This is a genomic window from Falsiroseomonas sp., assembly GCF_041690465.1.
Classification (GTDB): domain Bacteria; phylum Pseudomonadota; class Alphaproteobacteria; order Acetobacterales; family Acetobacteraceae; genus Falsiroseomonas.
In genome coordinates, this window is the sequence record NZ_JAWLHG010000017.1 from 83,803 (window position 1) to 102,841 (window position 19,039).

Annotated in this window: 14 protein-coding genes and 1 pseudogene; 6 read left to right on the forward strand and 9 right to left on the reverse strand. The window is 73.0% G+C overall.

Annotated features, from left to right (window positions below; translation table 11 throughout):
* The first annotated feature begins 167 nt into the window (after positions 1–167).
* Positions 168–1,681, forward strand: a pseudogene (locus ACESM1_RS17240) (IS5 family transposase).
* Between the two features lie 25 nt (positions 1,682–1,706).
* On the opposite strand, the gene ACESM1_RS17245 reads toward ACESM1_RS17240, so the two are convergent.
* The 3 genes from ACESM1_RS17245 to cysQ form a co-directional block, all read right to left on the reverse strand.
* The gene (locus ACESM1_RS17245) at positions 1,707–2,993 is read right to left on the reverse strand and encodes a glycosyltransferase (protein ID WP_372622106.1); all 1,287 of its coding nucleotides are present in this window, start codon (positions 2,991–2,993) and stop codon (positions 1,707–1,709) included.
* Complete coding sequence (locus tag ACESM1_RS17250; RefSeq protein WP_372622108.1) at positions 2,986–4,581, reverse strand: hypothetical protein; 1,596 nt, start codon at positions 4,579–4,581, stop codon at positions 2,986–2,988. Before ACESM1_RS17250 ends, ACESM1_RS17245 begins: the two co-directional genes overlap by 8 nt.
* 160 nt (positions 4,582–4,741) lie before the next feature.
* Entirely contained in the window at positions 4,742–5,530 is a 789-nt protein-coding gene (gene cysQ, locus ACESM1_RS17255) for a 3'(2'),5'-bisphosphate nucleotidase CysQ (protein ID WP_372622110.1), read from the reverse strand.
* 215 nt (positions 5,531–5,745) lie between these two features.
* Between cysQ and cysN the strand changes: the two genes are divergently transcribed.
* The 4 genes from cysN (at position 5,746) to ACESM1_RS17275 (ending at position 9,741) form a co-directional block, all read left to right on the forward strand.
* The gene (gene cysN / locus ACESM1_RS17260) at positions 5,746–7,614 is read left to right on the forward strand and encodes a sulfate adenylyltransferase subunit CysN (protein WP_411278372.1); all 1,869 of its coding nucleotides are present in this window, start codon (positions 5,746–5,748) and stop codon (positions 7,612–7,614) included.
* A 189-nt stretch (positions 7,615–7,803) separates the two neighbouring features.
* A complete protein-coding gene (locus ACESM1_RS17265) occupies positions 7,804–8,592 on the forward strand; it encodes a hypothetical protein (RefSeq protein ID WP_372622112.1) in 789 nt (262 codons plus the stop codon).
* Entirely contained in the window at positions 8,589–9,422 is an 834-nt protein-coding gene (locus ACESM1_RS17270) for a hypothetical protein (protein ID WP_372622114.1), read from the forward strand. Before ACESM1_RS17265 ends, ACESM1_RS17270 begins: the two co-directional genes overlap by 4 nt.
* 70 nt (positions 9,423–9,492) lie before the next feature.
* A complete protein-coding gene (locus ACESM1_RS17275) occupies positions 9,493–9,741 on the forward strand; it encodes a DUF3126 family protein (protein WP_372622116.1) in 249 nt (82 codons plus the stop codon).
* A gap of 28 nt (positions 9,742–9,769) precedes the next feature.
* Here ACESM1_RS17275 and ACESM1_RS17280 read toward each other — a convergent pair whose 3' ends face one another.
* The 6 genes from ACESM1_RS17280 to ACESM1_RS17305 all read right to left on the reverse strand — a co-directional run bounded on the left by ACESM1_RS17280 (position 9,770) and on the right by ACESM1_RS17305 (position 17,704).
* Positions 9,770–10,987, reverse strand: coding sequence for a DUF3618 domain-containing protein (locus ACESM1_RS17280; RefSeq protein WP_372622118.1), 1,218 nt, complete (start codon positions 10,985–10,987; stop codon positions 9,770–9,772).
* Complete coding sequence (locus tag ACESM1_RS17285; RefSeq protein WP_372622119.1) at positions 10,984–11,442, reverse strand: phage holin family protein; 459 nt, start codon at positions 11,440–11,442, stop codon at positions 10,984–10,986. Before ACESM1_RS17285 ends, ACESM1_RS17280 begins: the two co-directional genes overlap by 4 nt.
* A gap of 11 nt (positions 11,443–11,453) precedes the next feature.
* Positions 11,454–12,218, reverse strand: coding sequence for a hypothetical protein (locus ACESM1_RS17290; RefSeq protein ID WP_372622121.1), 765 nt, complete (start codon positions 12,216–12,218; stop codon positions 11,454–11,456).
* A gap of 166 nt (positions 12,219–12,384) precedes the next feature.
* Positions 12,385–14,265, reverse strand: coding sequence for a DUF6212 domain-containing protein (locus tag ACESM1_RS17295; RefSeq protein WP_372622123.1), 1,881 nt, complete (start codon positions 14,263–14,265; stop codon positions 12,385–12,387).
* Entirely contained in the window at positions 14,262–15,383 is a 1,122-nt protein-coding gene (locus tag ACESM1_RS17300; RefSeq protein WP_372622124.1) for a glycosyltransferase family 4 protein, read from the reverse strand. Before ACESM1_RS17300 ends, ACESM1_RS17295 begins: the two co-directional genes overlap by 4 nt.
* Positions 15,380–17,704 carry a glycosyltransferase gene (locus tag ACESM1_RS17305; protein WP_372622126.1) on the reverse strand — a complete coding sequence of 775 codons (2,325 nt, stop codon included), beginning with the start codon at positions 17,702–17,704 and terminating at the stop codon, positions 15,380–15,382. The genes ACESM1_RS17300 and ACESM1_RS17305 overlap by 4 nt, the downstream gene beginning before the upstream one ends.
* 385 nt (positions 17,705–18,089) lie before the next feature.
* On the opposite strand from ACESM1_RS17305, the gene rpsB reads away from it, so the two are divergent.
* On the forward strand, positions 18,090–18,905 hold the full coding sequence (gene rpsB / locus ACESM1_RS17310; protein ID WP_372622128.1) for a 30S ribosomal protein S2: 816 nt from the start codon (positions 18,090–18,092) through the stop codon (positions 18,903–18,905).
* The last annotated feature ends 134 nt before the right edge of the window (positions 18,906–19,039 follow it).

The following is a 19,039-nucleotide window of genomic DNA, read 5'->3' on the forward strand; positions in this document are numbered from 1 at the left end:
AGAACGTGGAGGCCCGCGGATTTCCTTGGGTTTCTGGCCGGCGCAAGTATTCGCGTTTGCAAGGTCGCTGTCCGGAGCGGGTGAAAACCTTGCGATTCGGCGCCCCTGTTGCCGCCGGTCGAGCGGCGCGATTCTGTCGGCGCGTCGCCGCGCAGGAGCACGCCCCGTTGCCTCCCGTATCGCCGCCGCCCGAGCAGCCCGAACTCTTCCTTTCGGCCCTGGTGAACCTGGTCGATTCGAAGCATCCGCTGGTGCGCCTGGCCAGCCTGATCGACTGGCAGCGCTTCGCCGAGGCCTTCGGCCCACTCTACCGCGACGGCATCGGCCGGCCCGGGCTGCCGACCCGGCTGATGGTTGGCCTGCACCTGATCAAGCACATGGACGGGCTCTCCGACGAGGCCGTCTGCAGCCGCTTCCTCGACAGCCCCTATGTCCAGCTGTTCTGCGGCGAGGCCCACTTCCAGCACGCCCTGCCGCTCGACCGCTCCTCGATGACCCGCTGGCGCAAGCGCATCGGTGCCGAGCGGCTCGAACTGCTGCTCGCCGAGACGCTCGCCGCCGCAGAGCGCACCGGGGCCGTCGAGCCGAAGCACTTCCAGCGGGTGACCATCGACACCACCGTCCAGCCGAAGGCGGTGACGCACCCGACCGACAGCAAACTGCTGCATCGCGGCGTCGAGATCCTCGGCCGCCTCGCACGCCAGCACAGCATCGCGCTGCGCCAGTCCTACGTGCGCGTCTCCACCCGCGCCCGGCGCGAGGTCGCAAAGCTGATCCATCGCGGCCGCCACCGCGAGGCCGAGCGCGTGGTCCGGCGCATGCGCACCTGGCTCGGCCGGCTTGCCCGCGACATCGCCCGCAAGATCGCCGGCGCCGACGAGGCGGTGCGCGCCGCCTTCGCTGCGCCGCTCGAGCGCATCGCCCGCCTGCTGCGCCAGCGCCGCGATGACCGCGGTCGCGAGAAGATCTACGCGCTGCACGCCCCCGAGGTGGAGTGCATCGGCAAGGGCAAGGCACGCACACGCTTCGAATTCGGGTGCAAGGTGTCCCTCGCCACCACCAACCGACCAGCACCGGGTGGGCAGTTCGTGCTCGGCGCCCGCACCCTGCCGGGCAATCCCTTCGACGGCCACACGCTCGCCGAACAGATCGCCCAGATCGAGCGCATCACCGGCTTGCCCATCGAGCGCGCCTATGTCGACCGCGGCTATCGCGGGCACGACGCCGACAAGGCGCGCGTCTTCCTCTCCGGACAGAAGCGTGGCGTCACGCCGACCATTCGTCGCGAGATCAGACGGCGTGCCGGCATCGAGCCAGTGATCGGCCACATGAAGGCCGACGGCCATCTAGGAGCCTGTCCGAGTATTCCCCGCCCACGCCGCAGTCAGCAATTTTGATACGCGAAGGCTATCATCGGTATCCGCCTTCACTTTCACAGACGCTATAGGAGCAAGGTTGTGTCGCCCTTTGTCGCGAATCTGCTTTCTCGGACAGGCTCCTAGGCCGCAACTTCCTCGCTGGCGCTGCGGGCGACGCCATCAACGTCACCCTGGCCACCGCCGGCCACAACCTCCGCCTCCTCCGCGCCTGGCTGATCCGGCTTCTTGCGTTCCTCCTCAGCCTCCTCGCCATCAGCGCGCCCACGGCTCTCATGCCGGCACTGCGGCTCATCGCCCGCTGAAATCGCATTCTTCACGGGCGACTAGCTACTCCGCGGCCTGTGCCACCGCTGCGGTGCCGCGCGGCGCGAAGGCGAGATCCAGCCCGGCGAGGAACTCCTTGAGCCCGATCACGTCGCGCACCGTGGCCCCGTAGGCCGCGCGGCGGGCGGGATGCGCCGCATCCAGCATCGCGCGCGCCAGGTCCACCGGCGAGCCGCGCTTGAAATGCATGCCGTCCACGCCGGCCTCCACCTTCTCCGCCATGCCGCCGATGTCGGCGACGATCAGCGGCGTGCCGGCACGGCGCGCTTCCTGGATCACCACCGGCGAGTTCTCCCACCAGATCGAGGGCACCACCGCCCAGCCGACCGAGCGCATCAGCTCCACCGCATCCAGCGGGTCATAGCGGCCGGCGAAGGAGAGGCTCTGGCCGGATGCCTCAATGACCGGCTCCAGCACCGGGAAGAAGCGCAGCACGTCCTCCCGCTCGGCGCCGAAGACGGTGACGGTGATGCCGGGGTCCTCGCGCAGCGCCAGCGGCAGCGCGCGCAGCAGGATGTCGAGGCCCTTGAAGGGTGTCGGCTGGCCGAAGAAGCCGAAGCGCGCTGCCATGCGCTCTGCGTCGCACTGCATGCGCGGCGTCGCCATCAGCTCGTCGCCCAGGTAGTTCTCCAGCACGGAGGAAGGCCGCCCCTTGAGACCCCAGGCTTCGTAGCGGGCGCGCACGAACTCGCTGGGGTAGATGATGTGGTCGAAGCGCCGCATGATGGTCAGCAGCGTCGCCTTGCGGAAGGCGAAGCGTTCCAGGGTCTGGTCCGGAAAGCAGGCCAGGCAGCTCAGCGGGCTCTCGCGCCGGCAGAGCTCGCGCGAGCGGGTCTTGATCATCTGTCCATGGTGCAGGCAGATGGCCAGCATCTCGTGCAGCGTCATGACGAAGGTGGCGTCCGGCCGCGCCTCCATCAGATCGTGGATCAGGTCCACGCCGAGCCGCCAGTAATGATGGAAGTGGTAGACGTCGCTGCGCAGCCCGGCGAGGAACTCCACCATCATCCGCCGCTGATAGGGATCCTCCCAGCCCAGCCGGTCCTCCGCCATGCCGGCGAAGGCGAAGACGTAGTCGTCCTCGCCATGCTCGATGATCTGCTCGATCGGGCGCTGCGCCGCGTATTGCGTGCCGACATCGCAGGCGCCGACAAACACCGCCCGGCGGCCGGCGGCGCGCATGGCGAGGAACTGCCGGTGCGCCGCCATCTCGCCGCCGCCCTTCGAGAAATCGGGATGCGAATGGGCCAGGATGCAGACGCTGCGGTCGGCGGCGGGGACCTCAGCCATGGAGGGCAGGCTCCGGCAGGATGGCGTGCGGGGCGGCGGGCGCGGCGCCGGCCGACCAGAGGCGTTGCAGATGCGCATTCACCAGCTCGGCGGCGTGGCGGTTGCCCCAGGCGCGTTGCACCGGCGTGAAGCGGGCATCGCGGTGTGACGCGCCGCGCGCCTCCGCCGGGCCTCCACCACGCGCGCGCAGCAGGCGCTGCAGGCTGTCGGTCAGCGCGGGCGCGCAGCCGGCCACCGCATGCAGCGCCAGCAGCCGCGCCACCTCGGCCGCATCGAGCGGGCGGGAGAAGGCACGCTCCGGCGTGCCGGCGGCCACGGCCTCGGCGAAGGCGGCGGCGTCCACCGCGATGATGCCGGCGCGGCCCGCGGCCTCGCGCAGCGCCTGCGTCGCCTCCACGCCGACCATCACCTCCACCAGGCCGCGCCGCGCGAAGGCCTGCGCGACATCGTCGGCGGCCGCGCCCATCACCAGCACGGTGTCGCAGCGGCGTTCGAACTCGGCGGCGGTCACGTGGAACAGGCGGCCGGCCATCGGGTCGTCGGCGCCGAGGATCAGCGCCAGCCGCGGCAGCCGGCCGGCACCCGGCTCGGCCGTCGCGCCATGGGCGGCGAGTGCGCCGAGCATCGGCGAGAAGGCGGCCTCGCGACGCGCCAGCACCTGGCGCAGCAATTCGAGCCCGGCCGAGGCGGCGGCTTCGACAGGCAGGGCGAGCGCGGCGGCGGTGGTTCGGCACGCGGCGTCGAGCAGGTCCGGCACGGTGGCCGGGCCGGGCTGGCAGCGCAGCCAGACCTCCTCGCCCGGGCGCAGCTCGGCCCGCACGATCACCTCGACCGATTGCAGCCGGTCGAGCACCGCCGGCTCCAGCCGGCCATAGCCGCCGAGCGCGGCGGGCATCCGCGTGCCGTGCCAATCGGCCAGCGGCAGCAGCACCGGCTCGGCCAGCGCACCGGCCTCGCCGCGCAGCCAGCCGATGATGGCGGCGCCGATCTCCGCCTCGCGCGGGACGGCGCCAGCGGCGCGCAGCATCACCAGCACCTCGCCGGAGGCGGCGGTGAGCGCCTCCACCTCGGCCAGCTGGCCGAAATTCTCGGCGCGCCCGCGCACCAGGGGCAGCCGCGCCATCCAGTCGGCGAAGGCGCCGAAGGGGCGGCCCTGGTAGCGCAGCAGGCTGCCGAGCGCGGCATTGCCGGCGCTCTCCTGCATCAGCCCGAAGGTGACGCGCCAGTTGCGTTCGGCGGTTGCCTTGAAGAGGTTGGCCTCGATGCTCGGGTCGCGCATGTCGGCGCGCAGCAGCGCATCGCCGGCTGCGAGCGTGAGGACCAGCTCGCGCGGGTCCTCCGGCAGGTCGAAGAGCAGGGTGAAGCCGTTCACCGCGGCACGCCGCGGATCGGCGGGCACCACGTCCGGGCGCGGATGGAAGCTGCAATGCTCGATCGCGCAATCGCCCTCGGCGCCAGCGGAGACCGAGAGCTCCGTGCCGACGCCGCGCGGCGTCATCGCCCAGCCATAGGCGATGCCCCGGCGCGGCGTGACCATTGCGACGCAGTCGAGCGCCAACTGCAGAGATTCATCCAGATAGACGAACACCAGGACCTCCGCCCGCCCTACGCGCCGCCCGGCCCCCCGTCACGCCGGGCGCAGCGCGCCACGGCGACAGAGCGGTGGTTTGGCGCCCCCTGTCAACCTTGCCGCGAGGCCTGCGCGGCGTCGTTCCGCGTGGGAGCTGTCAGGCCGCGCCCCAGGCCAATCACTCCGCGCCCCAGGCGACGAACGGCCCGTTGCGGAAGCCAGCGCCCGCCTTTCCGTAGCGGAAGGGCGCACCCTCCGGGGTGGTGACGCGGCCACCGGCGGCCTCCAGGACCGCCTGGCCGGCAGCGGTGTCCCATTCCATGGTGGGGGCGAGGCGCGGGTAGACATCCGCCTCGCCCTCCGCGACCAGGCAGAACTTCAGCGAGGAACCGATCGAGCGGCGCTCGCCGACCGGCAGCGCCGCGAGGAAGGCCTCGGTCTGCGGGTCGAGATGCGAGCGGCTGGCCACCGCCACCAGCGCCTCGGCGGGGCGCGGCCGGGCGCGGACCGGCCGCCAGGCGATCGCACCCGCGTCGCCCCCGGCCGGCAGGTCGCCGGCCTGCGCGCCAAGCCCGGCGGCTCCCTGCCAGATGCGGCCGAGCGCCGGCGCATAGACCACGCCGCAGACGGGCCGGCCGGCCTCGATCAGGGCGATGTTCACGGTGAACTCGCCGGTCGGGCCGAGGAACTCCCGCGTGCCGTCGAGCGGGTCCACCAGGAGGAAGGTCGCGCCTTCGGGCGGGGCGACGCGGGCGGCGTCCTCCTCCGAGACCACCGGGATGGTGGGGGCGGCGGCGGCGAGGCCCGCGGCGATCACCGCTTCGGCCGCCAGGTCGGCCTCGGTCAGCGGGCTGCCATCGGCCTTGGCCTCCACCGAATGGGGGCGCTGCCGCACCTCGACGATGCGCGCCCCGGCCTCAGCGGCGATGGCGACCAGGCGGGGGAGCAGCGCGGCGGCATCTTGCATCGTGCGGAACGTTCCTGCGGTCACGAGGGGAAGGGCACCAGGGTGCTCTTGAGGCGCTGGCACCTTGCAGCGCTGAGGTGGTCCATGGGATAGCGCACCCGCGCGCCGGTTGCACCCCGTGCGAAGGCGTGTGACGGCGGCTGCATCTCAAGTCGGGCGTGGCTTCCGGGGTGGGGCCGTGCTGCAGGACAGGCGGATTCGAGGATAGCGGGATCATGGACATGCACCCTGCCGGCGCCCATTCGGCGCGCGGCCTGCTTCGCTTCCTCACCTGTGGTTCGGTGGACGACGGCAAGTCCACCCTGATCGGGCGGCTGCTCTACGAGTCCCGCCAGATCATGGAGGACACCCTCGCCACCATCGAGAAGGACAGCCGTAAGCACGGCACGGTGGGCGAGGACATCGATCTCGCGCTGCTGGTTGACGGGCTGGAGGCGGAGCGCCAGCAGGGCATCACCATCGATGTCGCCTACCGCTTCTTCGCGACCCCGAAGCGCAGCTTCATCGTCGCCGACACGCCGGGCCATGAGCAGTACACGCGGAACATGGCGACCGGGGCGTCCAACTCCGACCTCGCCATCATCCTGTGCGACGCCCGCAAGGGCGTGCTGACGCAGACAAGGCGGCACACCTTCATCTGCTCGCTGCTGGGCATCCGCCACGTGGTGCTGGCGGTGAACAAGATGGACCTGGCGAACTGGGACGAGGCGACCTTCGACCGCATCGTCGGCGACTGGGCGACCTTCGCCTCCGGCCTCGGCTTCACCTCGCTGGTGCCGATCCCGGTCTCCGCGCGGTTCGGCGACAACGTGACCGAGCGCAGCGGCAATGCGCCGTGGTACCGCGGCCCGACGCTGCTCGCCCACCTGGAATCCGCGGATGTGGAGCACGGGGTGGAGGACAAGCCCTTCCGCTTCCCGGTGCAGTGGGTGAACCGGCCGAACCTGGATTTCCGCGGCTTCTCCGGCACCGTCGCATCGGGCCGCATCGCGGTGGGCGACGGCGTCGTCGTCGCCGCTTCCGGCCGGCAGAGCCGGGTGGCGCGCATCCTCGGCCCGGATGGCGACCAGCAGAGCACCGGGGCGGGCGAGGCGGTGACGATCTGCCTGGCCGATGAGGTGGACGTGGCGCGCGGCGACGTGCTCGCCCCGCTCGCCGACCGGCCGGAAGTGGCCGACCAGTTCGCCGCGCACCTGCTGTGGATGGACGAGGAGGCGATGCTGCCCGGCCGCCAGTACCTGGCCCGCTTCGGCAACCTCTGGACCGCCGCCTCGGTCACCACGATCAAGCACCGGGTCGATGTGAACACGCTGGAGCAGCAACCGGCCAAGCGGCTGGAGCTGAACGAGATCGCAGTGTGCAATCTCTCGCTGGCCAACCGCGTGCCGCTCGATTCCTATGCGGAGAACCGCGCCACCGGGGCCTTCGTGCTGGTGGACCGGTTCACCAACCGCACCGCCGCCGCCGGCATGGTCAGCTTCGCGCTGCGCCGTGCGACCAACATCCACACCGAGGAATTCCTGGTGGACAAGAGCGCCCGCGCCGCGCTCGACCACCAGAAGCCGCTGGTGCTGTGGTTCACCGGCCTGTCGGGCTCGGGCAAGTCCACCATCGCCAAGCTGGTCGAGCAGGCGCTGCACCGCGAGGGGCGGCACACCTACTCGCTGGATGGCGACAACCTCCGCCACGGGCTGAACCGCGACCTGGGCTTCACCGACCAGGACCGGGTGGAGAACATCCGCCGCGTCGGCGAGGTGGCGAAGCTGTTCACCGATGCCGGCCTGATCGTGCTCTGCTCCTTCATCTCGCCCTTCCGGGCCGAGCGGCGGACGGTGCGCGAACTGATGGAACCGGGCGAGTTCGTCGAGGTGTTCGTGGACACCCCGATCGAGGAATGCATGCGGCGCGACCCGAAGGGGCTCTATGCCAAGGCGGCGCGCGGGGCGATCCAGAACTTCACCGGCGTCTCGAGCCCCTACGAGGCCCCGGAGAATGCCGAACTGCGAATCGACACCGTCGGCCAGACGCCGGAGCAGGCGGCGGAAGTCGTCCTGGCACATGTCCGGCGGTTGCTCGAGGCATGATCGCGCTGTATGGGCAATTGCTATTTTTTTGATCGCTTGCCTTGGCGCGGTCTTGCAACACCACGCGCGCCGGGGCACAGGAATAGGGACCGTCACACGGGAACGACCACCTAACTGCGAAGATCGCAGGCGACGAGGGCGGGGAGGCTTGCACGCCATGGTTGATTCGCCCCGGGAGCGGGTCGCGCGATGATGATGGAGTTGCTCTTCGCGGGGCGGCTTGACGAGTATTTCCGCGAAGCGGCGGTCGGCGGCGAGCTCTGCGTCTTCGTGCATGTCCCGAAGACCGCCGGCACCTCCTTGCGTGGCGAGATCGCCAAGCTGCTGCAGCCCGACATCAACATCGCGGTGGACTACACCGACACGGCGCGCAGCTTCCACGAGCGGATGGACGAGGCGGTGGAGGCCTTCATCGCCGAGGCTAGCGCCTCGCCGATCCGCTTCGGCTCCGGCCACATCCTCGGCCGGCACGTGCTGCGCATCCGCGGCAGCTTCCCGAAGGCGCGGCTGGTGACCTTCCTGCGCGACCCGGTCCACCGGGTTATCTCCGACTACCGCTACCAGCGGTCGCCGCGGCACCCCGTGCATGCCGAGTTCGTCGCCAGGGTGCCGAGCCTCGACGCCTATCTCGAGCTGAAGTCGGAGCGGAACAAGATCGCGCAGCACCTTGTTCCGCCGGACATCCTGCTAGCCGGCGACGCGGCGGAGTGCGTGGACTACGTGATGCGGACCTACGCCTTCGTCGGCATGCAGGAGATGTACCCGATCTCCTTCCGGGTCCTGACCACCCTGGTCGGCACCCCCTCCTGGCCGAAGCTGCGGGAGAACGTCAACACCGAGAACGAGGCCGAGCGGCAGGTCGCAGCCGAGGTCGCCGAGCGCATCCGCGCCGCCAATCCGCTCGACGTTGCGATCTACGACGCCTTCTTCCCCCGCTGGCAGCAGATGCGCGAGGCGCTGGCCCAGCGGCTGGCATGACGGCGACCCGGCACCTCTTCGCCGGCCGGTTCGACACCTGGCTGGCACCCGGCCCGCGGCCGCCGCTGTGGCTCTTCGTGCATGTGCCGAAGACCGCCGGCAGTTCGCTGGCCGCGGACCTGGCGGCCCTGATCCCGCCCTATCGCAGCATCCATATCGACCACACCGACCGCTCCCGCCCGGCGCCGGAGCGCTACGACATCGTCACCGAGCGGTTCCTCGAGGCGCAGGCGGCGGCGCCGTGCCGCATCGCCTCCGGCCATGTGCAGTTCCGCAACGTCAAGCGCATCTCCGATGCGGTGCCCGGCACGCGGCTGTTCACCATGCTGCGCGAGCCGGTGGCGCGGCTGGTCTCGGACTATCTCTACCAGCTCTCGCCGATGCACCCGCTGGCCGCCGAGGTGCGCGCGCGCATCCCGGACTTCGCCGCCTTCGTCGAGCTGAAGGGTCAGCGCAACCGCATCGCCCGCCACCTGCTGCCGCCGAAGGTGGTGGCGGATGGCGATGTCGCAGGTGGCCTCGATCTGCTGGGCAAACGCTTCGCCTTCATCGGCCTGCAGGAGCGCTACGAGCTCGGCTACCGGGCGCTGACGGCGCTAACGGCCGGCCGGCCCTCGCGCCCGGCGGCGCGCAAGCGCGTCAACGAGGGCGCGGCCGCCGAGAAGGCGGAGGTGATGCAGGCGCTCGAGGAGCCGGCGCTGCGTGCCCGCATCGCCGAGTTGAACGCCTTCGATCTCGGCGTGCATGCTGCGATCGCCGCCGAATGGGACCGCATCGCCACCCCGCTTGACGCCTGGCTTGCCGCGCGGGAGCAGGAAGCCGCGGCCTGACTGCCCGCGCCCTCGACCGGCGGGATGGCCGGGTGCATAGGGTGCGCCGAGATTCCGGAGCAAGCGACGCATGACACCAACCGAAATCACTCGCGTGCAGACCTATCTGCGTCGGTTGTTCGGCTCGGAAAAGATCAAGCTGGTGCCACCGGCGCGCAAGGGCATGTCGGTGGAGCTCGCGGTGGACGAGGAGGTGATCGGCACCATCCACCGTGACGACGAGGAGGGCGAGGTTTCCTACGCCGTCCACATCACGGTGCTGGAGGAAGACCTGCCGCCGGCACCGGCCGCGGCCGGCCCGGCGCCGCGCCGGAAATAGGCTCCGCCGCGGCGCCGCCCGGCCTGCGTCAGACCGTCCCGCCCGGGCGGGACGGCTGGGCCGTGGGAGAGCCCGTCGAGGGCGTCCCGCTGGTCGGCGGCTTGGCGCTGCCGGCGCCCGTGCTGGTGCCGGGCTTCGTGCCGGAGCCGCTGCCGGAGCCGCTGCTGGTGCCGCTTTCGGGCTTGCCCATTGCCTCCCGCGCCGCCTCGCCGGCCTCCTGGGCGGTGCGCTCCACGGCGTGGCGCAGATCGCGCGCAACCTCGCCGAGCGCCGTCGCACCCTGCTGCGGCGAGACGCCGCCGACGCGCTCGCGCGAGCGGTCATAGGCCTCGCCCAGGTGCTCGCCGGCGCGCTCGGCCTGCTCGCCCGCCGCCTCGCGCGCCTTGCCGTACGCCTCGCCGGCCAGCGAGGAGAGTCGCCCGGCCATGCGGTCGCGGCGCTCGCCCATCAGCCGGTCCTCCGCCTCGCTCGGTGGCAGCAGCCCGCCGAGCGCCGCACCGAGGGCGAAGCCGATCGCGCCGAGCAACAGGGGCTGCGATTCGACCGCCTCGGCGACGCTGCGGCTGGTGCGCCTGCCGAGGCGTGCCGCGCGGTAGGCGGCGTCGCCCGCGGTGTCGGAGGCGGTATGCCAGGCATCGCCGGCGCGCCGCGCGGCGCCCCGGCCGGCCGCCGCCGCGCCGCCAGTGACCGAGCGCGCGGCGCCGGTCGCGCTTTCCCAGGCACCGCTCGCGGCCTCGCCGGCACGGCCGGCCAGGTCCTCGGCGCGCTCCCGCACGCCGCCCGCCGTCTCGCCGGCGCGCTCGCCGAGCGAGCGATGGTGCTCGCCGGTGGAGGTGCCGGTGGCGATATAGGTGCCGGCCGGGTAGCTCTCACCGACATACTCGGCGCTGTAATCCTCCGGGTAGTCGCCGCCGGGATAGGCGCCGACCGGGCCGGTGTCGCCGATGCCGCGGCGGGCGCGGCGCCGGTCGTTGCGGTCGTCGTTGCGGCCCGACAGCGCCAGCCAGCCGATCCCGGCGGCCACCAGCATGATCGGCATCGGGTTGTCGCGCACCGTCGCGCCGAGGTTGCCGAGGAAGTCCCGGCCGCCCGAGCTGCGCAGCCAGTCCATCGCCTGCTCGGCCATCTGGCCGGGCGAGACGCGGTCCTTCAGTTCCTCGACGGTGCCGGTCAGGCGGGCGCGGGTGCGTTCGACATCGCGCTCGATCTCTGCGGCCGAGCGGTCTCCGGGGTTCGTCGTGCTCATCGGACCTGCTCCTTCGCGGCCTGGGCATCGCGCGAGAGCTGCTCGGCGGTGCGTTGCGGGGTGAGGTTGGTTGCCTTCAGCTTCGAGATGCCGCTGCGTACCAGCGCGTAGCCGATGAGCGCGGCGAGCACGCCGATGATCAGCAGCCCCCAGCCGGTGGAGAGCTCGAACAGCCGGGCGACGCCGGCGGCGGCGGCCATCAGCAGCAGGATCAGCCCACCGAAGGCCAATGCGCCGCCACCCGCCATGGCCGGGATCGAGCTGGTGGCCTGGGAGGCCTTCTCGCCCATCTCGGCGCGGGCGAGCTGCAGCTCCTTTCGGAACAGCTGGGTGAGCTGGTTCACCATGTCGCTCAGCAGGTCGCCGACGCTGCGGTTGTCGGCCGTGCGGGCGTCGTCGTTCACGGGCCGGCCGGTGACGGGCTCGTGGCGGTTCGGATCATATTGCGTGGACATCGGGCGGCTCCTCAGACCTTGTCCTGGCCAGGCGGGCGATAGGCGGCGCTGCCGCCGAGCGATGCGCTGGCGAGCGTTGCCGGTCGCGGCGCGCCGGTCACCGGATCGCGCGGTGTCGCCGCGTTCGGGTACGTCGTGCCCGCGTTGCCGGCCGTTGCGGTGCCGGGGCTCGTCGTCACGCCACCGCCGACCGGCGTGCCCGGGATCTCGCCATGCGCCGCCTGGTGGGTCGGGTGGGCGTGGCGCGTCTCGTGGTGGTGGGCGGCGGATGCGCGGGCGAAGCGGGCCAGGGCGAAGCCGGCGAGCGCGGCGCCGCCGAAGAAGGCCAGCGGCTGGCGGCGCGCGAAGGCCTCCGCACCGCGCAGCATCTCGCCGGGGCTGCGTTCGCGCAGCGCGCGCGCCATGCCGTCCACGGCGCCGGCCGCCTCATGGATGGTGCGGGCGAGTTCCGGGCTCTCGCCCTCCAGATCGTCGGCGGCGCGGTGGATGGCGCGCGCCAGGCCCTTGGCGCGCTCCGCGCCGGCCTCGACGCCTTCGCGCGCCATCTCCCCGGCACGGTCCTTCGCAGTGTCGAGCAGCGCGGCTCCTTCGCGCTTGAGCGTGCCGGCAGCGGCCGAGGCCTCTGCCGAGACGGTCGAGGCGGCCTCGCCGGCCGCCGCACGGGTCTCGCGCGCGGTGGCGCGCAGGTCCTCGGTGGCGTCCCGCCGCGGCTCGCCGGCAGCCTTCACGCTTGGGGGCGTGGGGGTGGGGGTGGTGGGATGTGCTGGGTCGCTCATGCTGCTGATCTCTCCTGGCAACGAAGCTGGACCGCCGTCCGGCGGCGGCGTCGCGACCACAACGACGCGCCGAGCCAAAGCGTTCCGGACAACCGCTCGTTGCGGAAGGCTGCCGATGCCAGGCGTTGCGGGAGAGAAAGGTTCAGCCGGGCGGTTCCGGCGTGGCTCAGCCGGCGGCGCGGACCCCGCGTACCTCCGCGACGGCCTGCGCCACGCGGCGGGCGCGGGCGGCCCAGAGTTCGGCCTCCGGGCCGGCGAGGCCGGCGGCGGCGGCCGCCTTTGCTGCGAGGTCGGGCAGCACGTCCAGCAGCGCGGCGATGAGCGCGCGGTCATGTGGCGTGGCGAGCGCTGGCAGGGCGGCGGCGGCGGCCTCGGTGTCGAGCCGCCAGAAGGGCCCGTAATTGTCGCTGCCGCCCACTGGCCAGACATCGAACATCTGCGGCCAGCCCTTCGCCTCGCGGAACTCCAGGCCGGCGGCCCCGCGCCGGTCGAACAGCTTGAGCCGTAGCTGGCGCCACAGCCCGCCGCCGGAAACCAGCCCGGCCACGCCGATGTCGAGGTGGCTGTAGGTGCCTTCGGCATTGACCAGGTGCTGGTTGACCTTGACCTCCTGGAAGCCGGCGGCGCCCGGGGGGGCCTGAATCGGGGCCGCGAGGCTCGGGGGCGCGGGCGAGCCGCCGGGCCCGGCGGCGGAGAGCCGCGGCGCCGGCGGGGCGGCTCGCCAGCCGGCCGGCTGCACGCCGGGCGATGTGCCGGGCAGCATGACGGCGGCGCGGCTGGCGGAACTCGCCTCGGCCGGGGGCGGACGGCGCGGCTCGCCGGCGGCGCCGGCCTGCAGCGCGATGCCGGAAAGCTCCAGCAGGGCTGGGGCGCTGCCGCGATGGCGCAGCGCCAGCGCCAGCGTGGCCATCGGGCCGGGCGGTAGCGGCAGCGCGACGGCCAGCGCACCGGAGCTGTCGAGTTCGCGCCAGCCGCTGGCCACGCGCTCGCCCGCCAGGCCGGTGACCTCGATGGCGGCGGAGATGGGCGAAGCCGCGGCGCCGATCTGCACCAGGCGCAGCCGCAGCAGGTCGGCCGGGCCGATCGGCGTGGCGGGTAGGGTGAGCCGCGCCTCGCCGCCAGGCGGGAGCTCCAGCAGCAGGCGGGCGGGCTCCGCGCCGGCGGCGACCAGCTCGACACGCGCGCCCTCGGTGACCGCCTCGGACAGCAGCGCGGCGGGCAGCGGCAGAGGCAGGGCAGGGCGCGGCGTGCCGCTCGCGGCCCAGTCGAAATGGCGCGGCAGCACCGCCCAGCCGGGCGGCGCCGTCCAGGCACGCAGCGCGAGGCTCGCCCGCGGATGGTCGGCGCTGGGCGAGAGTTGCGGCGGCGCGGCGCCGGGTTCGGCGAGAACTTCCAGGATCGCGTCCTCGGTCGCGGTGGCGGGCTCGGGCAGGTCGAGCGCCAGCCAGCCAGGCAGGAGTGCCGCGGCCGGCACGCGCCACAGGCCGATCACCTGCGCGCCGGCCAGCAGCCGGACGATCAGGCCCGATGCGGCCCGCGCCGCGACATGCAGTTCCACAGTGCAGAGCCCTTCGGCCGCGCGGCCGAGCGGCTGGGTCAGCGGCGGGGCGGCCGGCTCGGTGCCGGCGCCCGGCGGCAGGGCAATCACCCGGCGCGGCAGCGCTGCACCCTGGCCGGCGAGGGCACGCTTCAGCCCGTCGCGCTCGGCCGCCGCGGCCTCGGCGCTCCGGCGGGCCTCCCGCAGCACCTCGGCGAGGCGGCCGAGCAGGGCGGTCGCATCGGGCAGCACCGGCAGGCCAGGCGGGAGCAGCGGCAGCAGCCGCTCGGCCGCCGCCTCCGGCCCGACCAGCGCCAGGAGTTTCGCCCAGGGAGGCAGCGGCAGGCTGCGCGCGGTCTCGCCGCCGGGGCGAACCAGCACGCCTTCCTTGAGCGTCAGCGCGAGCAGCGGCGGGGCGTGCGGCAGCAGGATGCCGGGCGCCAGCACCACGGCGGGTGCGCCGGCTTCCATCTCCACGAGTTCGGCCGCGCCGATCCTGAGGCCGATCATCCCGCGCTTTCCTCCGCCCGCAGCACCGCGGCGCGCAGCAGGCCGAGCGCCGTCTCCACCGTCTTCGCCCAATCCTGTCGCGCCGCTAAGGCCGCCGCGCGGGCCAGCATGCCGTCGAAGCGCCGCGGATCGTCCAGCACCGCGCCCGCCGCCTCGGCCATCCCGCGGCCATCCGGGGAGGTGGCGAGGCAGGCCATCGCTGGCGCCGCCTCGCCGAGCGCTTCCAGCGCATCGGGGGTGGCGACCACCGGGCAGCGATGCGCCGCCGCCTCCAGGAACACCAGCGGCGCGCCTTCCAGCCGCGAGGGCAGCAGCAGCGCATCGGCGGCGAGATACCAGGGCGCGGGATCGGCCACCGGGCCGAGCATCCGCAGCAGGCCACGCGGGTCGCCCATGGCGCGCGATTCCAGCAGTCCGCGGAGCGGCCCATCGCCGGCGCAGGCAAGTGTGGCGGGCAGGCGGTCCGAGATGTCGGGCAGCAGGTCGGCGCCCTTCGCCTCCTCCAGCCTGCCGACGAACAGCAGCAGCTTCGCATCGGGCGGCAGGCCGAGAGCGTCGCGCAGCCGGGCGCGTGCGGCCTGGCGCTCCATCACGGGCGGCGGCGGGGCCGGGTTGGGCAGCAGCGCGACGGTGCCGGGCTCGAGGCCCCAGGCGCGCTCGGCCCGGCGTGTCAGCGGGGCGGAGACGGCGGCGATCATGGCACGCTCCAGCCCGAGCGCTGGCGGTGCTTCGGGTGCCGGCGCCTCGGGGGCGAGGTGCAGCAGGACGAGGCGCGGCAGGCCGGCCGCGGCGAGCGCGGGCAGGATGCCGGAGGCGGCGTCGGGCCAGGGGAGGGGCACGAAGGCGGCGTCGGGGCGCAATTCGGCGAGCAGGCGCGCGGTTTCCGCCGCCTGCTGCCCGGCGGGCGCGCCCTCCCAGCCGAGTGCGGCAGCGCGCAGGGTGACGCCCGGCCGTTCGCCAAGGCCGGAATGCAGCGCAGGCTCGGCTGCGAGGTCCACGGCGATGCCGGTGCGCGCGGTGAGGCGCGCGGCGAGTTCGGCCGTGTGGCGCTCGGTCCCGCCGAACCGGGTGGAGGGCAGCAGGATGAGCAGCCGCGCCAGCCGCCTCGGCGCGATCATGCGACGATGGACAGCGGCTCGGGCCGCGTGACGCCGCGCGCCAGCCCGGCCAGCGCGCGCATCGCCGGATCGAGCGCGCGCGGGCCGAAGTGGCGGCGTGCGAAGGCCTGCGCCTCGGCGCCCATGCGCGCCCGTGCAGCGGCGTCCCGCACCAGCGCGGCCAACTCGGCGACGAACTCGGCGCGGTCGGCGGCGAGGGCGTAGGCGCCGGTCTCGGAGCCGGTGGACGTGAGCCGCTTGTTGCCGCCGGCAATGCCGAACAACGCCTCGGCCGTCAGCACGCTCGGCAGGCCATGGGCGAGATACTCCACCGTCTTGATCTTCAATCCGCCGCCGAAGAAGACCGGGTTCACCGCGATGTCCAGCCCGGCGAGGAATGCGTGGTGGTCGGCGACCTCGCCATGCAGGACGACACCTTCGCGGCCGGGCGGGACGCTCGGGCAGACGCCGCCAGCGATGTGCAGCTCGGCTCCGAGCGGCACGATCGCCGGCCAGACCTGATCCAGCAGCCAGAGCAGCCCGTCGCGGTTCATCGGGCTGTCGCCGCCGAGAAAGCCGATGCGCGGGATCGCGCGTGGCCCGCCGGAGGCACGCGGGATGGCCGGCAGCGCATGCGGGGCGAGGATCACGCGGCCGGGCAGCAGGCGATCCAGCCAGGCGGCCTCCTCCGGCTGGATGGCGAGGACCAGGTTGAAGGCGTCGAGGATCTGCAGCTCCTCGGATGTGGAGATGCGGATGAAGTGCTCGCGACCGAAATGGCGGAAGTTCTGCGCGCGCAGCGACATCACGTCATGGGTGTCGAGCACCGTCAGCGGTGCGGGGAACTGCGTCGCGCGGCGCAGGTAGGAGAGGCGGATATACTCGACCAGCATCGCATGCGGCGGGTGGCGGCGGAGATGCGCGGCGAGGGCGGCGAAGACCGCGCCATCGAAGCGGGCACGCTCGAACGGGGTGAGGCCCCAAGGGATATCTGCGGGCGCGCAGGGCGCGGCGGCGAAGACGCGGCCGCGCGGGCCGATCGCGCGCTGCGCGGCGCGGCACTCGGCGGGCGTGAGCGGGGCGGCGTAGAACAGGTCGAGATCCATCTCCATGCGCGCCGCGCCTGCGAGGGCCGCGATACGCTGGTGGTTGCCGAGGCGTGCCTGCCAGAAGGGCACGTCGGTCACCAGCAGCATCCGCGGCCGGTCGAGCAGCCGGGCGAGCGCGGCGGGGGAGGCGAGGGTGGCGCGCGCGCCGGCCACCTCCGCCGCGTAGCGGGCCGCGAGCCGCGCCGATTCGGCCGCGACCGTTTCGCGCAGCTCGGGATCGGCGACGCAGGCGCGGGCGATGCCGGCAAGCTCCGCGGCGTCGGCGGCGGCGTGGAAGGGGGCTTCGGCGGGCAGGCCGGCAAAGGCTTCGGCGGTGCCGATCACCGGCCGGCCGCGCGCCAGCGCCTCCACCGTCTTGATCTTGAGGCCGGTGCCGCCCTCGTGCGGGTTCACCACCAGATCGGCCTGCCGATAGAGCGCATCGGCATCCGCCACCGGCCCGATCGGGCGCAGGCCGGGGCTGGGGGCCAGGTCACGGGCGGCGGCGCCGGCCACCACGACCTCGCCACCCTCGACGGCGAGCGCGGCGGGGTCGAGCGCGGCGAGGAAGCGGCCGAGCGCGCGGGTGTTGAGCGGGTTGGGGCTGCCGAGATAGCCGAGTGCGACCGGACCGAGGCTCTCGCGCGGCGGCAAGTGCGGGCGGTCGTCCCAGGGCAGGTGGCCGAGCGTCATGACCACCGCGCGGGTGCGGCCAGCGAGCTCGCGCGCCTCCTCCGCCTGGATCGCGAGTACCAGGTCGGCGCGGTCGAGGCCGCGGTTTTCCTCGGCTTCGGTGGTGGCGAAGAAGCGGTTCTCCAGGCCGAGCGCCGCGAGCCGTTCGGCGCGGCCGGCGAAGATGTCGTGGGTGTCCAGCACGCGCGGGATGTGGCGGGGGAAGACCTCGAAGGCGCGGCTGAGGAAGACGTATTCCACCAGGATCATGTCGAAGCCGGGCTCGCGTGCGGCGAGCGCGGTGAAGGCGGCTTCCGCCTCCGGCAGGATCCAGTCGTCGAGGGCGTTGAGCTCGCCCAGGCTGCGGGCTTCGCGGGCGCGGTCGTGCGGCACCTCGATCACCTCGTCCCAGGCCTCGCGCATGGCGGCGAGCGTGGCGGCGGAGGGATTCTCGCGGGCCAGCAGGCAGAGATGGATCGCGTGGCCCGCGGCCTTCAGCGACGACAAGAGGGCGTGGATGCGGGCGCGGTTGCCGGCATCCTGGGGGTGTGTCGGGGTGGGGCTGACGGCCAGGATGCGCATTCGGGGTCCGCGAGAGAAGGATGGCGGCGGAGGAGCGGCGAGAGATCTTTCGTCCTGGGCAGGAAGGTGGCGCGGCCCATGCCGCGCTGCATCGGCAAGCCGCCTGACGAACCCAGGGCGGGAGAGACCCGCCGGACCGACCCGCTCCATCCTTTTCTCGCGGGCCAGAGCACGATAACGCTTGCGCGAGGCCGCACAAAGCTTGCGCCGGCGGCTGGCGTGGGGCATATGCCGCCGCGTCGGCGCAGGGGTGACCCCGCGGCGGCAAATTCGCACGCGGTGCACCCTTCCTGCCTTGCCCAAGGTGGAGGGTTCGGTCTCCGGCAACGGGGTTCGCATCGCGGAGGCCTAACCGGACCACTGGAAGCTGGAGGAATCTCGCCCGATGGCGATGCCCGACGTCACCCTGCGCGGCCTGCTCGAGGCCGGCGTGCATTTCGGCCACCACACGCGCCGGTGGAACCCGCGCATGTCGCCGTACATCTTCGGCGTGCGCAACCAGGTGCATATCCTGGACCTGCAGCAGACCGTTCCGATGATGGAGCGCGCGCTGCGCGCCATCCGCGATGTCGTCGCCGGCGGCGGCCGCGTGCTGATGGTCGGCACCAAGAAGGCGGCGGCCGACTACGTGGCGGAAAGCGCCAAGCGCTGCGGCCAGTACTACGTCAACCACCGCTGGCTCGGCGGCATGCTGACCAACTGGAAAACCATCCAGGGCAGCATCAAGCGCCTGAAGCAGATGGAGGAGCAACTCGGCGGCAACATCGCGGGCCTCACCAAGAAGGAGGTCCTGATGCTGACGCGCGAGAAGGAGAAGCTGGACCGCGCGCTCGGCGGCATCAAGGACATGGGTGGCCTGCCGGACATCATCTTCGTCATCGATACGGTGAAGGAGAAGCTGGCGATCGAGGAGGCCAACAAGCTCGGCATCCCGGTGATCGCCGTGGTGGACAGCAACGCCGATCCTGCCGGCATCGCCTTCCCGATCCCGGGCAACGACGACGCGATCCGCGCCATCCACCTCTACTGCGACAGCGTCGCGGGCGCGGTGCTGGATGGCATTGCCGGCGCGATGTCGGCCTCCGGCGCCGATATCGGCGCGATGGAGGAACTGCCCGAGGAAGCGCTGCCGGAGCCGCCGGTGGCCGCTGCCGAGCCTCCGCCGGCCGAGGCTGCGCCGGAGCAGCCGCCGGCTGCTTGATGTGACTGTGACCGGCTGAGCTGCCGGCCGGCGAAAGCCGGCCGGGCGCCCGGATGGGCGCCGCGCCCCGTGGCGCGCAGCCATGCGGCCGCAGGCCGCGCCATGCCGAAGGCGTGCCTCTGGCACGACGCGTT